Source organism: Pedobacter kyungheensis (assembly GCF_000812965.1).
Taxonomy (GTDB): domain Bacteria; phylum Bacteroidota; class Bacteroidia; order Sphingobacteriales; family Sphingobacteriaceae; genus Pedobacter; species Pedobacter kyungheensis.
The window spans coordinates 329,345-348,357 of sequence record NZ_JSYN01000002.1 but is presented as its reverse complement, the minus strand read 5'-3'; the positions used below and the strand labels follow the sequence as shown (position 1 = coordinate 348,357).

The following is a 19,013-nucleotide window of genomic DNA, read 5'->3' as shown; positions in this document are numbered from 1 at the left end:
GCTTAGAATACGCAGGCTTCTGGGCTCATTTTCAGCGCTAGTAAAACGAAATAATTAAATAACGCAGCTTGTGTTTATGGAAGGATTCTGCCCGCCCGGGCGCGCAGCAAGATGGATTTTTGTAGACAAAAATATCTTGCCATCCTTACGGCTGGGGAACCGCGGCGGGACTTGCGGTTCCAAAAGATGATTGGTTTTTAAAGATGGGCAGGACGAAAAAGCAGGACAGTGATCAACTTTTAAAACATGTGCTGAGGATCAGGATTGATGAGAAAACCTTTAAGCGCCTGGAGAAACTGGTTTCGACCAGTGATTGCAGAAGCGCCTGCGCAGCGGCCAGAAAGATCATTACGGGCGCAAGGATCAATGTGTTCTATCGAAGTGATGAAATGGGCGCGGTAATGGAGGAGCTGGCTATGATACGTAGAGAAATCAGGTCGATCGGCATCAATATCAATCAGCAGACACACTATTTTAATGCTTGTGAGCAGACCAGTCAGAAATGGTTTTATGTCAACCGGACACTGGAAATATATAAACCGATTGATCGCAAAATAGAGCAGCTTTTAGCCATTGCAAACCAGCTTGCCTTAAAATGGTTGCAAGGATCGTAACGGGTAAAAAGGTTGCCGGGATTGTCCGTTATAACGAGGATAAGGTTTCCCGGGGGGAAGCATTGCTGTTAATGGGCAGTGGGTTTGCGGCAGAGGTATCGGCACTCAGCACCCCCATGAAAATCAACCGCTTTCTTAACCTTACCAGGCTCAATGCCGCAGTAAAGACCAATGCTTTGCACATCAGCTTAAACTTTCATCGTAAAGACAGTATTGATGAGTACAGGCTTTGTATGATAGCGCGGGAATATATGGAGGGTATCGGATTTGGTAACCAGCCTTACCTGGTCTACCAGCACATGGATGTGCATCATCCGCATATACACATCGTTTCGACCAATATCCGGCCCGATGGTTCCCGGATCGATGTCCATGGTATTGGGTACCGCCTGTCAGAGCCGGTACGGAAAACGATTGAACAAAAATATGAACTGATAGTTGCGCAGGGCAGGACTGAGAAGCAGCAGATAGAAAAGGTCGCTATACCCCGGCAGGTAATCTATGGGCAGAAGGCAACCAGGAAATCCCTTTCCAGACTGGTTCGTGCCGTACGTGAACATTATGTATATGGCAGTTTTGCAGAATTTAATATGATACTTAAAAGTTTCAATGTGATCGCCTTGCCTGGCACTGCCGGGTCCAGGATGGAGCAGTGTAAAGGTTTGTTGTATGCGGTATTAAATGATCAGGAACAACCCACCGGCGTCCCGATAAAGGCGAGTGCTTTGAGTGGCCAGCCTATTTTAAGGCATCTGGAAAAGGATTTTGAATTGAAAGGTGAGCTAAAGAAAAGTCTCAGGGCAGGCGTAAAGGAAAAGATAGACCAGCAGCTTGCCCGTGGCGTAAGTTCATTTAACCAATTTCAGCAAAGGTTATTCACAGTCAATATCGAAATGGTAGTGGCGCGGTCGACTGAGGGAAAGGTGTTTGGGATCAGCTATATTGACCATGGCAGCAAAACGATTTTCAAGGGCTCTGCACTTGGGAAAGACTATGCCGCTACAGCATTGATGGCCAGGTTTGGGCGGGGGCTAGCAGCTACTTCAGGTGCTCATCGGGATAAATATCCGGCCTTCACGCAACATGTTGGTAATGCTGCTGACGGAACGACGCTTACTGCGGATATGGCGTTCTTACTGGAACCAGTCCGGGAACCGGCGCTAGTGAGCGTAGGGAAAAGGAAGAAAAAGAAAAGACGCAGTATGGAAAGGGAACAAGGTCGATGAATACAGGCGAAGATACCGGCGCATTACGAAAGATAATTGACCTTACCCGCTTGATCAGCCTGCTGATACTGGGGCTGCATTTTTATCTGGCCTGTTATGCTTTCTTCAGGAATCTGGGATTGCAGGCAGATCCGGTCGATAAAATTTTGAAGGGTATTGTTAAAACGACACTTTTCAGCAGCAATTTCCTGCCCAAATTGGCGAGCCTTGTTTTTTTGATGGTTTCGCTATTGGGTGTAAAGGGTGGCAAGGATGAGAAAATATCGCTCAAGCCGCTGCTGATGCAATATATGTGCGGATTGTCGTTATTTTTTATCAGCATTTTATTTTTTTGCCTGGTGGAGCACCTGGCAATTAAAAGCGCAGGTTATATCGCTGTGAGTATGGTTGGATATTTGTGGATGATGGCCAGTGGCGCGAAAATTTCACGGATCGTAAAGGGCGGTTTGCGGCCGGATATTTTTAACCGGGACAATGAAAGCTTTCCGCAGGAAGAACGTTTGCTGGAAAACCAGTATTCGGTTAACCTACCCGCGCAGTACAACAATAAAGGGGTGATGAGGAAAAGCTGGATCAACCTGATCAACATGTTCAGGGGGCTGCTGGTAGTGGGTACCCCCGGGGCAGGAAAAAGTTATTTCGTGATCCGCCACATTATCTCCCAGCATATTAGTAAGGGGTTTTCGATGTTTATTTACGACTTCAAGTATGATGACCTCAGCCGTATAGCCTGGAATATGTTAAAAAAATATGCGGCTAATTATCCGGTTAGGCCGACCTTCTGGGTCATCAATTTTGACAGGCCGCTGCACCGCTGTAATCCGCTTGACCCCAAAGCGATGGAAGATATTACCGATGCGACCGAAGCAAGCCGTACGATTATGCTCGGGCTGAACAGGGAATGGGTAAAAAAACAGGGGGATTTTTTTGTGGAGAGCCCCATTAATTTCCTGACCTCGGTTATCTGGTACCTGAAAAGGTATAAGGACGGGATTTATTGTACGCTTCCGCATGTAATCGAGCTGATGCAGGCAGAATACGACCAGCTTTTTACATTGCTCAGTAAACAGGAAGAGATTAAGGTGTTGATCAACCCGTTTATTTCTGCATGGAAGAACCAGGCTGTGGCGCAGCTTGAAGGGCAGATCGCAGGTGCAAAGATAGCACTGGCCAGGTTGTCCAGTCCACAGCTGTATTATGTGCTCAGCGGTAACGATTTTACATTGGATTTAAATAACCCCGAAACACCTAAGATTATCTGCGCAGGCAATAATCCCCAGAAAATACAGATTTATGGCGCTGTTTTATCGCTGTATGTTTCGCGTATGATCAAGCTGGTCAACCAGAAAGGGAAGCTCAAAAGCAGCCTGATCTTTGATGAGTTCCCAACCATATATTTTTCCGGTATGGATGGGTTGATCGCTACTGCCAGGAGCAATAAGGTAGCCACTACGCTTGCCGTACAGGATTTTAGCCAGCTTAAGAAAGATTACGGGGCGGAGCAGGCCGATGTGATCACCGGTATCGTGGGGAATATTATCTCAGGGCAGGTAACCGGGGATACCGCCAAAAAACTCAGTGAAACCTTTGGCAAGACCATGCAGGACCGCCAGAGCAAAAGCATCAACAGCACTGACGTCTCCATCAGTAAATCCTCACAGCTGGAAATGGCCATTCCCGCATCCAGGATTTCCTCGCTCTCCTCGGGTGAGTTTGTGGGGATTGTAGCGGATAACCCTGAAGAAAAGATATCGCTCAAAATGTTCAACTGTGAGATTATGAATGACCATGCCTCGATTGCTAAAGAAGAGGAATTGTTTGGAGATATTCCTACAGGAAAGGGAGCCAGCGAGGAGGAGATCAGGATGAATTATGAGCGCATTAAAACAGAAGTGGGAATGATCGTAGCGGCAGAAGGGAAGGTGGAAGAAAACGGAAAGCAGTCAATGGGGAAAAATAAAAAGAAGAAAGGAATGAGAAAAGGTAGCCAGGCTGTAACCCAGAGTCTGTCGACCTAACAGCCTTTGGTTATTTTTATTGGCCAGGATAAACAGCCAGATAATTTCGGTAGAATAGCGATCCAATGGAAAAGCTTATTCTGTAAAGATCAGGTCAAATCGTCCCACACTGACCATTACGGTTTCTCCACTGGTTTTCTCCTTGACACTCATTGAAAAGGTACCTGAGAGGATCCGTTCTTTTGAATCCCAGCAGGTGATGTTGAGTGTTCCGGTTTTATAAAGATTGAATACCTTGGAGCTTTGATCGGCTTTGGTTACCAGGACTTCACTGCTGCAGTTCTGCTCATTTAGTTCGAAGGCTCCGGTTTTAGGCGTTGGGTTTATGCATTCGATTTCGAAATCATCGGAATAGTTTGAAAGCACGGAACTTGTGCGGCTGCAAGTAATTTTCAATATCCTATCATTTCCCTTTAGTCTATAAGTCGCTTTCAGGCTTGGAAAAGTAAAACTAAGCGGCCTTGGTACCCACATTTCCTTGCCGAACATGAAGCCGAAAGTATTCAGCCCTTGCTGGGTGATGGGCGGCATGATCTGTTTTGAAAATTCAAATTTCAATTTCTTGCAGGATACACCCATAGAGAGGGGGCTTGCGAGTATCATCCATATGATGATTTTTTTCATGGGAGCGTTTTTGATGGATCACAAAGATAACAGGTGCTTGCCAGTTAGCGCAATTTCCTGTATTAACAAATTGTTGTCTTTTTGGCCCCTTCGTGAATCCTCCCCGCGGCCTGTTTATTTGAGTGGTATGATAATATTTCGTCGGGACGTCACCTGGGAAGCTGTGCCGGAATTTAATTTCTTCGGATTGGTTTAATGTAGCCCGATTTACTTTTTTAATTCAGGCAATTGGCTGCTGCAGGAGAACTTTTGACCTTTACAGCAACCAAACAATCGGGCCTGACCTTAAGTGTTGCCTTTAAATACTAGCCATGAATAAGAAGCCGGGCATGAAGTCCCTCCGCATCGAAATTTCCTATACCACCCGTGAATACCATTCGCTGAACCTTTATTTCAACGACCTCGCCAGGATTGGATTGTTAAGTGACGAAGAAGAAGTAATGCTTTGCCGAAGGGTAAGGGAGGGGGACCTTTCCGCAATGGACCGGTTGGTCAGTGCAAACCTGCGTTTCGTGGTAAGCTGTGCTAAAAAATATGATCGGATGGGTGTCCCCTTAAGCGACCTGATTAATGAAGGTAACCTGGGGTTAATTACCGCTGCCAGAAAGTTTGACGAAACCCTTGGCTTTAAATTCATCACTTATGCTGTTTTTTGGATCCGCCAGGCCATTATGTCTGCGCTCGGTGAGCATTCCCGGATGATCAGGTTACCAATGAACCAGGTTCGCAATATCACCGTCGCCCAGCACCAGATGGGGGTTTTAGAGCAGCAGCTTGAACGGTCAGCAACTATGGAGGAACTTGCGCATGTGGTCGGTATCACGGTGGGGCAGATGGAAGAACAGTTGCAACTTGACAGGATACCGCTTTCGCTCTATCAAACCTTTGGCCAGCAGGCGGGAGAAAAGGAACTGATAGAAACGGTGGCCGATCAGCAGCTACAGCCTGCAGATTACCTGGTTTCAGGGGCTGATAATTACTTGCTTGTTGATTCCCTGCTCGCTACCCTTACACCAAGGGAACGCGGAATCATAGAGAGCCTGTATGGTATCAATTGCCCAATGGAATCCAGTTATGATGTGGTAGCGGCCCGTTTTTTACTCACTTCATCAAGGATCAAACAGATCGCAGCTGGTGCAATAAATAAGCTTAAAACATTGGTAAGGGAAAGGGGGCTGGTGAATGCTTAGCCCAAGACCTTATTGCTGGTCGATGTTGATCCCGCCAGTGTTGCTATTGACCGGCTGGACGGTATTGCTTTATTACAAAGGACCGTTTTTCTGGAGGGGAAACTGTGTTGGTGTGATAACTTTTAAACTGGTACTCACCAGGTGGAAGCTTGGACTGGAGATTTTATGGTTAAAGGCGCTATACCTGATATTAAGGCTTGATGGGCCATTAAGGAAAATTAAATACAAACCACATATAAAATGAACAATGACGTGCTCCTTCACGGAAGCCTGATCCTGCTGCTGGCGGTATGCGCGGGGTTTATCCTTAGAAAAAGCCGGCTACTGGATAAACGTACAGATGAGAGCGATGATGAACACATGCATTGGTTATAAGCTAACAAAATGAATAAAACTAAAGTACTTGTGATCGGCGCCTGCGGGCAGATCGGGGTAGAATTGACCGAAGCACTGCGGCAGAAATACGGACGCTATCAGGTAATTGCGGCCGATATCCGGGAGAAGAATAAGGCGGGGGATCATTATCTCTACGTAAAACTGGACGTGACGGATAAGTCAAAGCTTTTGATGTTGTGCAGGGAAGAGCGCATTACACAAATTTATCTTTTAGCCGCCATGCTTTCGGCCAGTGGGGAACGGGACCCGGCGCTTGCCTGGCAGCTGAATATGGATGGTCTGCTGAATGTACTGGATGTGGCGGAAAAATGTGAGATGGATAAAGTATTCTGGCCAAGCAGTATTGCCGTATTTGGCCTTGATGCACCTGCGCAGCATACCCCTCAGGCCAATGCGAGTATCCCTTCAACGGTTTATGGCATCAGTAAAGCGTCAGGGGAGTACTGGTGCCACTATTACTTCGAAAAATATGGGCTTGATGTACGCAGTTTACGCTTTCCGGGATTGATCAGTTATAAATCTCCCCCAGGCGGTGGGACAACGGATTATGCGGTGGATATTTTCCATAAGGCACTTGCTGATGGACGCTATCTGTGTTTTTTGAAACCCGGTACGATGCTGCCGATGATGTATATGCCTGATGCGATCCGTGCGGTATTGGAATTGATGGACGCTCCTGCTGAAAAGCTGAGGGTAAGGACCTCCTACAATCTTTCGGCGATGAGCTTTACCCCCGAGGTGCTTGGAGCTGAGATCGGGAAGCATATCGGGGACTTTAAGCTTGATTACCTTCCGGATTTCCGCCAGCAGATTGCGGACACCTGGCCGGATTCAATCGATGATTATGATGCCAGGGTGGACTGGGCATGGCAGTCGAGGTTTGGCCTGAAGGAAATGGTGAGGGATATGCTGGAGAACCTGACGAGGATGACATCGTTGTCAAAAGCCTAGTTTTGTTTTTGACCCGGTTTTAGCCTGGAAGATCAGGAGTTTTTTGAAAGAACACGTAGCTGTTGGTGAGTTCTATTTGTCCGGGCTTTCCATTTAACTGGTTATCTATTATGCAATGGCTAGTGTAAATCTGTTGCAACTAAATTTTAGTTGCATAATTCGGTTTTTATTTTTATCTTTGGATTAGCCTAAGGGCATGCAAGCAAAACACGATTTTTTCAACAATTCAAAAAAAGGAGGACAAATGATTGATAACAAAAAAACATTATTGCTATGGCAGGTATCGAAAAATTACTTGAAAGATTTTTGTCAGTTCCAAAGGACTTTACCTGGGAGGAATTGCTAAGGGTATTGACCCATTTTGGTTATAAAAAAATTAAGGCCGGTAAGACCGGGGGTTCGAGAAGAAAGTTTGTAGATGGGAAACAAAATCTCATTTCCCTTCATGAGCCTCATCCTTCCAACATTATGAAAGGGTATGCGATCCGGCAAGTGATAGAACATTTAAAGGCCATTGGCCACTTAAAAGATGAATGACATCTTAAATTATAAAAATTATTACGCATCAGTGCATTATAGCAGTACAGACGAAGTTTTCTTTGGGAAAATTCTGGCGATCAATGATCTGGTGACTTTTGAAGGAGACTCGGTAAAAGCTTTAAAGGTTGCCTTTGAAGAGGCAGTGGAAGATTATCTGGAAACCTGCGCCGAGATAGGCAAGGTTCCTGATAAGACCTATAAAGGTACTTTCAACGTGAGGGTTTCAGCCGATCTTCATAAGCAGGCCGCGCTTTTTGCCGCTGTGCACAACCTTACGCTTAATGACTTCGTGAAGAAAGCATTGGCATTCACGCTGGCACACAAGGAGTCAGCAGATTTCAGTGCCCGTTTGGAAGAAGGTAAATTACAGCCTGCATAAAACTTCCTGCAAAACAATGTCAACAGTGATATGCCATGGAGTCCCAACCATGGCATTTTTTATGCATGAAGGTACATCACGTTCAGGTAGTTATTTTCGTTCCAATTGCTATGGTGACAAGTCGCTGCGCCAGTAAACTTAACGTTTACGGCTAAAGAAGATCATATAGTTTTTGGAGGTAGAGTAAGTAAACTTCATAGCAAGCCGATCAATGGAGTATTCAAAGCTCTTGAGTTTGTCCGTTGATTGCTCCCTATCGAGTTTAAGGCCAAGGTTTGATACCTGTTTTTGCAGATTATCTACAAAAGAAGAATCCTTTGACTTATAATATAAATTAGTATTGATCTTTCCCGGTTCTGTTTCGAATCCCATGCCGGTAATGACTTCTTCCTCGGCAGACTTACCGCGGTTTAAAAAGTAGTGGTAAACGGTAAATTCAGGAGGGGTTTCCTGCCTGAAGGCCTTGTATTTTTTTTCTTTGGTCAAAAAGCTATTGATCTCCTTATAAGGAGCATCATAAACGCTTACCAGCTCGGTTAGGTTAACGGACTGGGAGGACGCGGCACCAGATAGAATGATCAGTATCGAAAGGATAAATGTCTTTTTCAAAAGTGTTTAATTTTAGCCGCTAAAATAGCAATAGGCTTTTAAACTTAATGTTAATTGTCAAACCTGGACTTTTTTACCTTCGCGCGGAAGTTTCCCTTTCCACTGTAAATAACCGTGTCGCCAAGCTCGTTTCGTTCCGCGGCCTTGAAATTGATATAACCGTATAAGCTGTCACCGGCCTTATATTTTGCGCGGTCCAGGGTAAGCTCCTGACGGATCACCCAGTGTTGCGGCTTGTCAGTTCCTGAGTATACTACATCGGAATACTCGTAACCTTCTGTGTAAAAGCGGCTGTCATAACAGCTGATTATAAAACCGCTGCCGCCAAAAAGGCTGTGCAACCCGATATTGATATGCAGTGTATCTGATTTGGAAAGATAGGCGGTGCAGGTATTGAAGTTTGAATTTAGCGAATCCTGCCTGCTGTGCAGATCCCCGGTCAGGATAGATACCATGCTGCTGCGTTTTAGTGCGGTATCCTGGTGGGGGAATGTCATTAATTCTTTTTGGGTATCCATGATTGTAAAAGCCTTGTTCCGGGAAATACGTGGATTAACCCTGAAAGTGTCCCACCTTTCAGGCGGGGTAGTTTTGCAGGCTAAAAAAGATAAGCTAAATAATAGCAGCGAGCGGCTTAATTTAATGATTGTCATCTGGCTTTTAGGAGAAGATGCAGTCAGCTGATCATTTCCACAAATCTTTACCGCGATGAGATGCTATATTTTTTCCATGGTTTCAATTTCATGATCCGATTTTAGTTCCCGGATGAACTTGCTTGGATTGCGCTTACTATACATCAGGTAAACCTTATGGCGTGCCCTTGTCAGTGCCACATAGAACAGCCTGCGCTCTTCCGCATTATCATAACTGCCGCTGTCTTCCAGCAGCACATCCAGCACCGGATCATCCGCTATTTCGGAAGGAAAGCCGAATATCCCTGAATCCAGCCCTAAAAGGATCGCATAGTCACAGGTAAGGCCTTTGCTGCCATGCGCGGTGTAGAAAGCAATCCGCAATTGCGGCTGAATTTTTTTAAGTTGGGCGAGGTCAGCAGGCGAATTATGGTTCTAGCGGCCAATCAGGAATACGCATGAATTGGGGGCGTTCCTGGCAATCCCGGAAAGGATTTGGTTGATCCGGTCAAATAGATATAAGTCTATTTCCGCTTTTTTCATTCGGCCTAAATCTACAGGAATGAGTCCAAAAGCAGGAATGTCAGCATCAAAGGGGGAGGACAGTTTTTTTCGGAGCTGTGCCGGGTTTTTCTGGATGAATGTGCTGCTTACCTGCAGGATTTCTGTGTTGAAGCGGTAGGTCTGCAGGATCTGGTTATGGGCAGTAACACCAAAATAATCGCTGAAACGGCTGATGATCGAAACATCACTGCCATTGAAACGGTAAACGGATTGCCAGTCGTCACCAACAGCGTAAAGTTTGGCCGATGGGTTCGCTTTTTTCAGGGCGTCCAGCATTGCATACCTGCCCTGGGACATGTCCTGGAATTCATCGACCAGGATATATTTGTAGGCTTTTGGGTACTTGCCATTTTTAATATAGCTCGCAGCATGGTTAACCATATCATTGAAATCGATGCAGCTGGTATCTTTTAGCTTTTGCTCATAGCGATTGAAAAGTGGCGTGAAGACATCCAGGAATACGTAGAAACGTTGTTCCATACCTTCGATGCGCAATCCGCCTGGCATCATACCGCTGGATTTCATCAGGTTTAGAAAAGTATAGATCAGCCCGATGAATCCTTCAAAGTTTTCGGTCTTTTTGAGCCTGGCAATGATTTCATCTGGATGTCGTTTGCGGAGCATTACACCTAGCGCACTTAGCTGTTTTTTTAGCGATAGCAGCATAGAGCCATCGCTGCTTTGGTAGGAATAAGTTTTGATGAGCCTTGTACCATACTTTTCATGGATGTGCTGCTTCCAGGCCATTCCGTGGTGGTAATATTCCCTTGCTGTTTTAAAGGGAGGTTTTGCGGAGAACCAGTTTGGTACATCACCATTTCGGTCGATGCCATAATGTTCATGGTAGATATCATAACCCGGCAGATAGAAATCGGGTGCATAGTTCCCGAAATCCGGGTTGCGGTCTTCGCGTTCCAGCGGGAAGCGCGATTCATATTCAAAATCGACCTGGTGCAGATAGAGGAAGTTCGCAATCTGGAGCTCTTCCATGCTTTTTACCTCAACGCCACTTAAGCTGATGCAGCGCTGGGATTGCTGGTGGTTTTTAAATTCGGCAGCAGAATTGAACTCGAATTGATCTTTCACCGGCCGGTTAAAAAAGGCCAGGAAACTGATGGCCTTGGACTGGAAGTCTTCATCTGTTTTGAAAAGCGAATCAAAGCTTTGCTGCAGGAAAGCTTTGACCTTATAGTCTTTGCCTTCAAAGGCAATCTGTTTGGGATGCGGATTACAATACCGCACTACCTGGTTGCCAAAGGAGTTAAAGGTGCGGAAGGTGGCCTGTTCTACGCCGGAATCCTTACCACAGAAACGCAATGTACGCTCAAACATTTCCTCTACCGCGGCGTTGGTAAACGAGATCACCAGCAGCTCCTGGGGCCTTGCCAGTTTTTTATCCAGCAGGTAGGCAATCTTGGCACTTATTGTTGTGGTTTTGCCAGTTCCCGCGCCGGCGATGACCAGGCTATTGTCCTCCTCGCTGACTACGGCATGCATTTGTTCAAGAGATAAAGGGTACTTTTCCAGTTTGGAGAAAAAGGATTTGTAACCCACTATTTCTGAGTTGGTGAATTCCCGGTTATAGTCTGACCTGTATTTTGTGATACCCTGGTGGAGGCCGGCAAAACGGTCAATGGTTTTGAACTCCTGATCGCTAAGGTTATAGTTATTGTATTTCTTGGGGATTTTGGATAGTAGTAGGGCATGGCGGAACCGGAGCTGAAGATAGTCATAGTGGGCAAAGTATTTGTTGCCGGAGAAATGTGGCCCAAATTCAGCCGTCGCTTTTTCGATCTCGGGTAGCAGGCTGATCAGCTCCGCTTTGTCAAGCTGGTGCTGTTGCCAGCGGTAATACAGGTACCACCCGCCCAGGGTCAGGATAAAGAGGATGATTTTGACCAGATCGCTGGGGCCACGCTGCTTGTTCATTGATGGGAACTGTTGTTGGGATGCTTTGTATTGAACTGCAATGATAAGCAAAAATGGCTTTGGTACGCAAATATTTGAGGTTTGGGATATAATTGTAGGCACGCAGTTCATCCATTTCTTTGTGCTTATCTGATGCCATTGTTTTGGTTGTGTGATTTGTTCTAAATGTATGATAATTAGTTTGTTGTGTATTTTGCTCGGCAGGTTTATTTTATGCTCCAGGATATTCTAATATAGATGCAAAACATGCCGCTGTTAAAACTTTCAACCAAGACCGGTCGCAGCATATCCGAAGCTCTGCTGTAAACTGTCGATACTGTTGTGCAGGCTGGTAACCTGGAGTCAAAGATTGGTCTGAAGTATTATAGATCTTGCTGTTCGCTGGTTAGCGTTGGTTATGGCTCAAGGGTGATAGCTTAAGTTCGTACTTATGCCAAATAAGGATTGCTGCCGTAATTGATCAATGTGAACAGGTTTGTACCTGTTTTATTTATCTTCAAAAATTATTATTTTGTTTGACCAAATAAGCAGCTTATGGCAAAAATTATCATTTTTGAAGATGATGGCGCAACGTGTGACGCAATCACTATGATTTTGGAAGGCGCGCACACAGTTTTGACCATTGAAGATTTTGACAACTGGCAGCAGGATCTATTACAGTTTCAACCAAATGTAGCGATAATTGATATCTCATTGGGTTTTTCTGACGGCTTTAAGATCGCAGAGGAGATCAAGGGAAATGCCCAAATGAAACATATTGGGGTGATCATAACCAGCGCATCTTCCAGGCTATTACCTGCCGGCATTGAGTATGATGCTTTCATCGAAAAACCTTTTGATATAAAATCGCTTGAGGAGAACGTGTTGCGGCTAGCTACTAAAAATTGAGTATTTTTTTACGATGGTATTGACATATTTCCTGCAATTTGATATTTTAGTGTTAAATCAAATCTTCGGGACGATTTAGATTCAAAAATAGCCTTGCAACCATTTGCAAGGCTTAATTTTGGGCGATATTTGAATTTTCGTTATCCAGTCGGTGCAGGACTTAAAATACCTCCACAAAAAAAGTATCCAACAATCCGGCACGCACTGACAAAGTTTTGGCTGTGCGCAGCTAAAGGGATTTTTAAGCACTAAACTTTTAGCCATTCGTGGAGGTGGGCGTAATCGGCTATTGCGCCTGGGGTTAATATCCTTAAGGCCCGATGCCTGAGTTTATCAGTTTCGCAACAATGAACGTATTAATGAGGCAGATCGCTTAGCTATCATCAGGATTTTATAGCCGGTTTTAACTTTAGCCTATGCATTCAACGCGCAGCCTATCTTGTTTTCAAACTGAACTAAAGTATCTATATACTTTCCCTTTTTAGTTCCTTGGGCAGCGATGATCGGTCATCGCGGTAGGTTTTCTCACCTGGACCTGCATTATTGCTAGTGGGGTAAGTTATTTTTGATTACGCCATACAGGAAGGTTCCCAGTAGAGCACCAAGTATGACTATTGCCATCCCAGCATATCCGCTACCCAGGTTAACAAACATTGGTCCGGGACATGCGCCTGTAAGTGCCCAGCCCAAACCAAAAATGGCTCCACCAAAGGCGTATTTGAAATAAGCCCTTTCTTTATGATGGAACAGGATAGGGTTTCCGGCAATGTCCTTAATGTTAAATTTCTTGATCAGCATTACCGCAATTATACCTAAAACCACTGCGGTGCCTATAATACCATACATGTGGAAGGATTGGAAACGAAACATTTCCTGGATCCGGTACCACGATGCAGCTTCGGATTTTATCATGATAATGCCGAAAAGCATACCGGCTAACATATATTTTATGAGCTTCATGAGCGTTGATTTAAAAAATAAAGGGTATAATCAGAAAAGTCATAATGAGTCCCCCTATAAAGAACCCGATTACTGCAATCAGGGAAGGGAGTTGCAGATTCGAAAGGCCGGATATTGCGTGCCCTGAAGTGCAACCGCCGGCATAGCGCGAGCCAAAACCAACCAGTAAGCCGCCAATAAGTAGGATAGCGAGGGTTTTGGAGTCTGTCAATGCGGGCAAAGAAAACAGACTGGCTGGATTTAATGTGCCATCAAAACTGACATTCAAACGGTTCAAATCTGCAACTGTCGCCGGAGATAATTTTAAGGGGGATGGATTGCTTAAAAAATTTGTCGCGATATATCCTCCTGCGACAGATCCGATTAGGAACATCATATTCCAGATTTGGTTCTTCCATTGAAAATCAAAAAATCTTATTTTTCTGCCAGCTCCGGCCATACTGCACATCGTGCGCAAATTTGATGAGAAGCCAAATGACTTTCCGAAAAAAAGCAGTAAGAGCATGATGAGTGCAATCATGGTGCCCGAAAAATACCAGGGCCAGGGCTGTTTAATGAGATCAATCATGGTGTTTTGTATCAAAATTTGATAAGGTAATTATGTTTAATTTATTTGATGTCTAGGGGTTTGGACGCCTAAAATCTCCTCGTTTAATTGAATAATAATGTGTTTTGGATCAGGCAAATGTACTGCGGCACATGAATGCTGTGACTGCGATCTCTCCGGTTTGTTTTATGGCTGTAAAGCCTCCGGAGACATCAATCAGGTTGTGATACCCCCTTGCCCGCATAATCGAGTTGAATATTACCGACCGGTAGCCTCCGGCACAGTGCACAAAGTAGGTTTTGTCCTTATCCAGGCTGCCAGTGTTATCGTTAATATAATCTAGCGGGAGGTTAATAGCACCTTCGACATGTTCGCTTAGAAACTCGTTTGCTTTTCTGACATCTATTATGGCCAATTGTGATTCCTTTAACATCCTGGCTAGCTCTTCTGCAGAAACTGAACCTATCCTGTCGGTTTCCTTTCCGGCGTTTTCCCAAGCCTCAAAACCACCATCTAAATAACCTACCGTGCCGTCAAAACCTACGCGGGACAAGCGGGTAAGTACTTCTTGGATTTTTCCTTCATCAGCTATCAGCAAGATGGGCTGTTTGATATCCGGGATTAATGTGCCAACCCAGGGTGCGAAGCTTCCATCAATTCCAATGTTAATGGCATTTGGAATAAAGCCTTTGGCAAAAACCTGGGGAGCCCTGGTATCTAGAATCACCGCTCCGGTTTGGTTGGCCACCAGCTCAAAAGTACCTGGATCCAAGGCTTGCAGGCCTCTTTTGATTACCTCATCAAAACTATCATATCCATGGACGTTCATCATCACATTCTCCGGGAAGTATGCCGGAGGAGGCATCAAGCCAGCTGTCACCGCTTTTACGAACTCATCCTGCGACATATCTTCCCTCAAGGCATAATTGGTTTTTTTTTGATTGCCCAAAAGATCGCTTGTTTCCGTGCTCATGTTTTTTCCACAGGCGCTACCCGCTCCATGTGCCGGATATACAACAATACCATCATCCAGGGGCATAATCTTTTTCCGCAACGAGTCGAAAAGGTAAGCTGCGAGCATTTCGCTTGTTAATTCGCTAAAGAGTTTTTGCGCTAAATCCGGCCTTCCCACATCACCTATAAAAAGGGTATCTCCGGAAAAAAGCGCAATCTCTTTTCCCTGCTCATCGCTAACCAAAAAACAGGTGCTTTCCATGGTGTGCCCTGGGGTATGAAGCACCTTGATTTTGGCGCCCCCCAGTTTTAAAATTTCCCCATCTTTGGCTGCATAGAAGTCGAAATCCGGTTTTGCGTTTGGCCCATAAACGATCTTTGCACCGCTTTTCTTAGCCAGATCAATGTGGCCGGAAACAAAATCCGCGTGGAAGTGCGTTTCCAGTACATATTTAATTTCTGCGTTATTTCGGTATGCACGCTCGATATAAGGGCTCACCTCGCGAAGCGGGTCAATAATGGCGGCCTCCCCATTGCTCTGGATGTAATAAGCACCCTGTGCCAGACATCCGGTGTAAATTTGTTCTATTATCATTTTCATTAAATTAATATTTCGAAGTTAGTGCTTAAGGATAGGATAACAGGTGACTTTAGTCACACAGAAAGTTGGTTGCAGCGATCAGTTAAATGCGATTTCCTTCAGGATGATGTAACAGCCCATGACCAGTACAAACCATCCGAAACCTTTTTTCAGTTTCCCCCCGTCTATTTTTCTATTGATCACCCCGCCGGCCATTATACCTGTTATGGCAACCGCAGTTATTTTTGCGAGAAACACCCAATCAATAGAAAAATGGCCCAAGTCACCGGTAAAGCCGATGACTGAGTTAAGCGCGATGATGAAAAGTGATGTGCCAACTGCCTCTTTCATGGGCAATCCTACCAGAACTACCAGGGTAGGAATGAGCAAAAAACCACCACCTGCGCCTAAAAAGCCAGTGGTAAGGCCGATGGCGAGACCATAGCAGAAAAGTTTGCCCATATGTGGCTTGCGTTTTTCCACAACGGATCCAGGTAATTCCCTGGCGCCTTTGATCATTGCGATGGCGGCAGCCACCATCAATAAGGCAAAAAGTATCATCATGAGCATGTTTTCACTGAGTTCGAAACCGCCGATGCTGAAGATGGTTTTGGGGATGTTGGGGATAATGAATTTTCGGGTTAAAAACACAGTGGATATGGATGCGCTGCCGAATAACAGGGCGGTTTTTATGTTGACCAGGCCACGCCTGAAGTTACCAATGGTGCCTGCCAGACTGGTAGTACCTACAATAAACAATGAGTATGAGGTGGCAAGTAGCGGGTTTACTCCAAAGAGGTAAACCAATACGGGCATGGTTAGTATTGAGCCGCCACCGCCTATTAGGCCAAGCGAGATGCCGATTAAAGCAGCGGCAAGATAAGCAATGATTTCCATATATGTCAATTTCTGACAAAAATCGGATTGTGCTGCGGCAATGTTGGTGATTTTAGTCACACTGCAGATTTTTTCTGGGAATGAATGTTCACAGGTCAGATGGGTTAAATCAGGTATTCGATGTAATTGCGTTGCATCTTAATTTGTCCGGATTGTTCCATTTTTTTGAGCAGCCTGGAAATTACCTCTCTCGAAGTATTCAGATCTGAAGCGATCTGGTTGTGGGTGAGGTGCAATTGCTTTGTGCTCAGATCGGCAGCCTGTTTTTTAAGATAAAAGGCCAGTCGCTCATCCATAGCCTTAAAGGCAATATTATCGATAACAAACAGCAATTCTTCAAATCGCGTGCGGTAGGTTTCGATGACAAAATAATACCATGTCTTGTAATCACGCATCAGCTGATCCATCAAAACAATGGGGATCATCAAAGCTTTTGTTTGCTGAATAGCCTTGGCCATTACCTGACTGGTTTGCTGTTTGGTCGCGCATATCATAGATAGGGCGCAGGCATTGCCCGGTTGGAGATAGTACATAAAGAATTCCTGGCCATCTTCGCCCTCGCGGTACAATTTAACCGTGCCTTCCACAATTATAACGGTAGAGCGCATATTTTGTCCAGTCTGCATAAGCATATCGCCAATTTTAAAATCGCGAAGTGTAGCATTGTTGGTCAGTATCTCCTTTAATGAAGGTTCGAATTGCGTAAAGAGCCTGTCGATATATTCAGCGACTACCATATTTTTCATTTAGTATTGTTGGGATTTTAAAGATAACCATACGTGAGATGAGTAGCAAAATTATCGTAATATTTACCATAAAAGCCTGCTGAGGGAAGGTAAATTATTGCTTCCTCCGGCGAGCTTACAGCGATGTCATTTTATGAAACACCAGGATGAACACGAGAAGGGAAGGAAATTTTTTTTGCCAGCTGATTGGTATCGAAATACATCACTTCAAGATAGGTTTCAAAGGTCAAGCCATTTCATTTTACGTTTAAAAAAAACAAGTATTGTCATATTGGAAGGGATTCAGGGCGGGCACCTGTAATAGCTGAGCGATATCTAAAGAGCGGATTTGTTATACCGTCAGTTTTGGGTTATTATTAATACTGGCAGATTTGATTGCCTCAATCAGCAACTTTTTAGGTGAAGATAACTGACGTATTTATACGCAAAGCTGACAAATTGAGTTTCGGGGTAAGCTTAGCTAAACATTGTCGTCAAGAATGTGTTTCTTTAACCAAATCCCAAGCCATCCAACCCGGGTGGCTGATGTCAAATGCATAATGGAAAGCGTAAAAATACTGAATATTTTCGATCTGGATTATTTAACGGAACTTATGCCAGATTTGGTTTGCATAGTCGGCCGCGACAGGTATTTTAAAAAAATGAATTTCGCTGTTACAAAATTGCTCGGTTATGAATATGATGAACTATTAACTCAGCCATTAGATCATTATATCCATCCGGAAGATGTCAACAATTATCTTGAAATCCATGCTACACTATATGGTGATCGGAGCGTCCAAAAGTTTGAAAACAGATTGGTTACCAAACAGGGGCAAATAGTATGGCTGTTTTGGACAGCTGTCTATGCCGATAAGTACGACGTGATATTTTGCATCGCAAAAGAGCTCAGCTATCGAAATGTGCAAAGCGAGGCAGATCGTATAAGTACCGTTCTTTCCGCCTTGAATGCCGAACAGATCCAGGCGCTTAAAATTTCCCCTGATACCCTCAGACGAAATCTTGGTGCAAAAGAGCCTCACCTGGAATTATATACACGCGATAAAATGCCTCAGACAGATCAACACTGGCTGGGGAAATTTGAATTAGCGGTCAGACAAAACCGTGGCTCTGAGTATGTAACGCTTGCCACAATAAGCTCTGACCTTGCAATGAGTGAACGCCAGCTCCATAGACAGGTAAAGAAAATATTGGGAATAACCCCAAATAAACTAGTTCGTATGATTCGCATGCAAATGGCATGGGAAGCCATCGCAAGCGGGAAATACAGGACGGTTACAGAAATCGCAAATGTAGCCGGCTACGCCTCCCGTGCGTACTTTCAAGAGATTTTTAACCAGGCCTATGGTATTGATGTATCTGAACTGTTATAGACCAGCATAGGCAATGAACCGATTTAATAATGAATAAAACCATACTAGTTATCGACGATGATGAGGATATCCTGAATATCATGGAATTAATCCTTCAGGATGCAGGATATACCCCTTGTATATCACAAAAAGGGTTATCCCCGCAATCCGTCGCGGAAATCAATCCCGCGCTTGTGATAACCGATGTGCGTATCAGCGGATTTGAGAAAACCGGTGCCGAACTTTGCAGTGATTATAAATCCAATCCACGAACGATGAATATACCTATTTTATTAATATCTGCCGAACTAGAGCTCGGGAAATTAGCGGATCACAGTGGGGCTAATGGGTTTATCACAAAGCCTTTTGATATCGCGCATGTACTCGATCAGGTTAAGCAATATTGTTAACTGTATA

At 44.6% G+C, this 19,013-nt stretch carries 20 protein-coding genes; 10 read left to right on the top strand and 10 right to left on the bottom strand.

The genetic code is table 11. The features are described 5' to 3' along the window. Positions 1 to 203: 203 nt before the first annotated feature. The 3 genes from OC25_RS02360 to mobC are packed head-to-tail and all read left to right on the top strand — an operon-like array spanning position 204 to position 3,858. A complete protein-coding gene (locus OC25_RS02360) occupies positions 204 to 614 on the top strand; it encodes a hypothetical protein (RefSeq protein ID WP_039471282.1) in 411 nt (136 codons plus the stop codon). Continuing rightward, positions 596 to 1,840 carry a relaxase/mobilization nuclease domain-containing protein gene (locus OC25_RS02355; RefSeq protein WP_052265901.1) on the top strand — a complete coding sequence of 415 codons (1,245 nt, stop codon included), beginning with the start codon at positions 596 to 598 and terminating at the stop codon, positions 1,838 to 1,840. Before OC25_RS02360 ends, OC25_RS02355 begins: the two co-directional genes overlap by 19 nt. Next, entirely contained in the window at positions 1,837 to 3,858 is a 2,022-nt protein-coding gene (gene mobC / locus OC25_RS02350) for a conjugal transfer protein MobC (protein WP_052265900.1), read from the top strand. The genes OC25_RS02355 and mobC overlap by 4 nt, the downstream gene beginning before the upstream one ends. Before the next feature lie 75 nt (positions 3,859 to 3,933). On the opposite strand, the gene OC25_RS02345 is transcribed toward mobC, so the two are convergent. Beyond that, positions 3,934 to 4,482: a Riean_0653 family protein gene (locus OC25_RS02345; RefSeq protein ID WP_156131373.1), complete on the bottom strand. Its 549-nt coding sequence runs from the start codon at positions 4,480 to 4,482 to the stop codon at positions 3,934 to 3,936. A gap of 329 nt (positions 4,483 to 4,811) precedes the next feature. Between OC25_RS02345 and OC25_RS02335 the strand changes: the two genes are divergently transcribed. The 4 genes from OC25_RS02335 to OC25_RS02315 all read left to right on the top strand — a co-directional run bounded on the left by OC25_RS02335 (position 4,812) and on the right by OC25_RS02315 (position 7,938). Further along, positions 4,812 to 5,672 carry a sigma-70 family RNA polymerase sigma factor gene (locus tag OC25_RS02335; RefSeq protein WP_039471661.1) on the top strand — a complete coding sequence of 287 codons (861 nt, stop codon included), beginning with the start codon at positions 4,812 to 4,814 and terminating at the stop codon, positions 5,670 to 5,672. A gap of 384 nt (positions 5,673 to 6,056) precedes the next feature. Then, complete coding sequence (locus OC25_RS02325; protein ID WP_039471274.1) at positions 6,057 to 7,019, top strand: NAD-dependent epimerase/dehydratase family protein; 963 nt, start codon at positions 6,057 to 6,059, stop codon at positions 7,017 to 7,019. A 273-nt stretch (positions 7,020 to 7,292) separates the two neighbouring features. Continuing rightward, positions 7,293 to 7,556: a type II toxin-antitoxin system HicA family toxin gene (locus tag OC25_RS02320; RefSeq protein WP_039471273.1), complete on the top strand. Its 264-nt coding sequence runs from the start codon at positions 7,293 to 7,295 to the stop codon at positions 7,554 to 7,556. Next, positions 7,549 to 7,938 carry a type II toxin-antitoxin system HicB family antitoxin gene (locus OC25_RS02315; protein WP_039471271.1) on the top strand — a complete coding sequence of 130 codons (390 nt, stop codon included), beginning with the start codon at positions 7,549 to 7,551 and terminating at the stop codon, positions 7,936 to 7,938. The genes OC25_RS02320 and OC25_RS02315 overlap by 8 nt, the downstream gene beginning before the upstream one ends. A gap of 138 nt (positions 7,939 to 8,076) precedes the next feature. On the opposite strand, the gene OC25_RS02310 is transcribed toward OC25_RS02315, so the two are convergent. The 4 genes from OC25_RS02310 to OC25_RS02295 all read right to left on the bottom strand — a co-directional run bounded on the left by OC25_RS02310 (position 8,077) and on the right by OC25_RS02295 (position 11,672). Continuing rightward, entirely contained in the window at positions 8,077 to 8,547 is a 471-nt protein-coding gene (locus OC25_RS02310) for a hypothetical protein (protein ID WP_156131372.1), read from the bottom strand. A 50-nt stretch (positions 8,548 to 8,597) separates the two neighbouring features. After that, on the bottom strand, positions 8,598 to 9,200 hold the full coding sequence (locus OC25_RS02305; RefSeq protein WP_156131371.1) for a hypothetical protein: 603 nt from the start codon (positions 9,198 to 9,200) through the stop codon (positions 8,598 to 8,600). A 63-nt stretch (positions 9,201 to 9,263) separates the two neighbouring features. Then, a complete protein-coding gene (locus OC25_RS02300; protein WP_082018477.1) occupies positions 9,264 to 9,575 on the bottom strand; it encodes a 3'-5' exonuclease in 312 nt (103 codons plus the stop codon). A gap of 39 nt (positions 9,576 to 9,614) precedes the next feature. Further along, a complete protein-coding gene (locus OC25_RS02295) occupies positions 9,615 to 11,672 on the bottom strand; it encodes a UvrD-helicase domain-containing protein (RefSeq protein ID WP_039471263.1) in 2,058 nt (685 codons plus the stop codon). 534 nt (positions 11,673 to 12,206) lie between these two features. On the opposite strand from OC25_RS02295, the gene OC25_RS02290 reads away from it, so the two are divergent. Next, positions 12,207 to 12,560 carry a response regulator gene (locus OC25_RS02290; RefSeq protein WP_039471260.1) on the top strand — a complete coding sequence of 118 codons (354 nt, stop codon included), beginning with the start codon at positions 12,207 to 12,209 and terminating at the stop codon, positions 12,558 to 12,560. A gap of 546 nt (positions 12,561 to 13,106) precedes the next feature. Here the strand turns inward: OC25_RS02290 and OC25_RS02285 are convergent. From OC25_RS02285 to OC25_RS02265, 5 genes are all read right to left on the bottom strand, one after another. Continuing rightward, complete coding sequence (locus OC25_RS02285; protein WP_039471258.1) at positions 13,107 to 13,520, bottom strand: DUF6691 family protein; 414 nt, start codon at positions 13,518 to 13,520, stop codon at positions 13,107 to 13,109. Between the two features lie 10 nt (positions 13,521 to 13,530). Beyond that, complete coding sequence (locus OC25_RS02280; protein ID WP_052265898.1) at positions 13,531 to 14,088, bottom strand: YeeE/YedE family protein; 558 nt, start codon at positions 14,086 to 14,088, stop codon at positions 13,531 to 13,533. Positions 14,089 to 14,197: 109 nt separating this feature from the next. Beyond that, positions 14,198 to 15,616: an MBL fold metallo-hydrolase gene (locus OC25_RS02275; RefSeq protein ID WP_039471256.1), complete on the bottom strand. Its 1,419-nt coding sequence runs from the start codon at positions 15,614 to 15,616 to the stop codon at positions 14,198 to 14,200. An 84-nt stretch (positions 15,617 to 15,700) separates the two neighbouring features. After that, complete coding sequence (locus tag OC25_RS02270; protein ID WP_245221860.1) at positions 15,701 to 16,558, bottom strand: sulfite exporter TauE/SafE family protein; 858 nt, start codon at positions 16,556 to 16,558, stop codon at positions 15,701 to 15,703. 44 nt (positions 16,559 to 16,602) lie between these two features. Then, the gene (locus OC25_RS02265) at positions 16,603 to 17,244 is read right to left on the bottom strand and encodes a Crp/Fnr family transcriptional regulator (RefSeq protein ID WP_209435553.1); all 642 of its coding nucleotides are present in this window, start codon (positions 17,242 to 17,244) and stop codon (positions 16,603 to 16,605) included. A gap of 539 nt (positions 17,245 to 17,783) precedes the next feature. On the opposite strand from OC25_RS02265, the gene OC25_RS02260 reads away from it, so the two are divergent. Both OC25_RS02260 and OC25_RS02255 read left to right on the top strand, forming a co-directional pair. Then, complete coding sequence (locus OC25_RS02260; RefSeq protein ID WP_039471654.1) at positions 17,784 to 18,617, top strand: helix-turn-helix transcriptional regulator; 834 nt, start codon at positions 17,784 to 17,786, stop codon at positions 18,615 to 18,617. A 29-nt stretch (positions 18,618 to 18,646) separates the two neighbouring features. Beyond that, positions 18,647 to 19,006 (top strand): response regulator, encoded by a 360-nt coding sequence (locus OC25_RS02255; RefSeq protein ID WP_039471251.1) that lies wholly within the window; start codon positions 18,647 to 18,649, stop codon positions 19,004 to 19,006. The last annotated feature ends 7 nt before the right edge of the window (positions 19,007 to 19,013 follow it).

Excerpts from the sequence above, each read along its gene's own strand:
- OC25_RS02295 (WP_039471263.1), bottom strand. The coding sequence starts at position 11,672 with ATGAACAAGCAGCGTGGCCCCAGCGATCTGGTCAAAATCATCCTCTTT.
- OC25_RS02360 (WP_039471282.1), top strand. The coding sequence starts at position 204 with ATGGGCAGGACGAAAAAGCAGGACAGTGATCAACTTTTAAAACATGTG.
- OC25_RS02305 (WP_156131371.1), bottom strand. The coding sequence starts at position 9,200 with ATGACAATCATTAAATTAAGCCGCTCGCTGCTATTATTTAGCTTATCT.
- OC25_RS02345 (WP_156131373.1), bottom strand. The coding sequence starts at position 4,482 with ATGAAAAAAATCATCATATGGATGATACTCGCAAGCCCCCTCTCTATG.
- OC25_RS02275 (WP_039471256.1), bottom strand. The coding sequence starts at position 15,616 with ATGATAATAGAACAAATTTACACCGGATGTCTGGCACAGGGTGCTTAT.
- OC25_RS02315 (WP_039471271.1), top strand. The coding sequence starts at position 7,549 with ATGAATGACATCTTAAATTATAAAAATTATTACGCATCAGTGCATTAT.
- OC25_RS02355 (WP_052265901.1), top strand. The coding sequence starts at position 596 with ATGGTTGCAAGGATCGTAACGGGTAAAAAGGTTGCCGGGATTGTCCGT.
- OC25_RS02280 (WP_052265898.1), bottom strand. The coding sequence starts at position 14,088 with ATGATTGATCTCATTAAACAGCCCTGGCCCTGGTATTTTTCGGGCACC.
- mobC (WP_052265900.1), top strand. The coding sequence starts at position 1,837 with ATGAATACAGGCGAAGATACCGGCGCATTACGAAAGATAATTGACCTT.
- OC25_RS02320 (WP_039471273.1), top strand. The coding sequence starts at position 7,293 with ATGGCAGGTATCGAAAAATTACTTGAAAGATTTTTGTCAGTTCCAAAG.
- OC25_RS02255 (WP_039471251.1), top strand. The coding sequence starts at position 18,647 with ATGAATAAAACCATACTAGTTATCGACGATGATGAGGATATCCTGAAT.
- OC25_RS02260 (WP_039471654.1), top strand. The coding sequence starts at position 17,784 with ATGGAAAGCGTAAAAATACTGAATATTTTCGATCTGGATTATTTAACG.
- OC25_RS02265 (WP_209435553.1), bottom strand. The coding sequence starts at position 17,244 with ATGAAAAATATGGTAGTCGCTGAATATATCGACAGGCTCTTTACGCAA.
- OC25_RS02335 (WP_039471661.1), top strand. The coding sequence starts at position 4,812 with ATGAAGTCCCTCCGCATCGAAATTTCCTATACCACCCGTGAATACCAT.
- OC25_RS02285 (WP_039471258.1), bottom strand. The coding sequence starts at position 13,520 with ATGAAGCTCATAAAATATATGTTAGCCGGTATGCTTTTCGGCATTATC.
- OC25_RS02290 (WP_039471260.1), top strand. The coding sequence starts at position 12,207 with ATGGCAAAAATTATCATTTTTGAAGATGATGGCGCAACGTGTGACGCA.
- OC25_RS02325 (WP_039471274.1), top strand. The coding sequence starts at position 6,057 with ATGAATAAAACTAAAGTACTTGTGATCGGCGCCTGCGGGCAGATCGGG.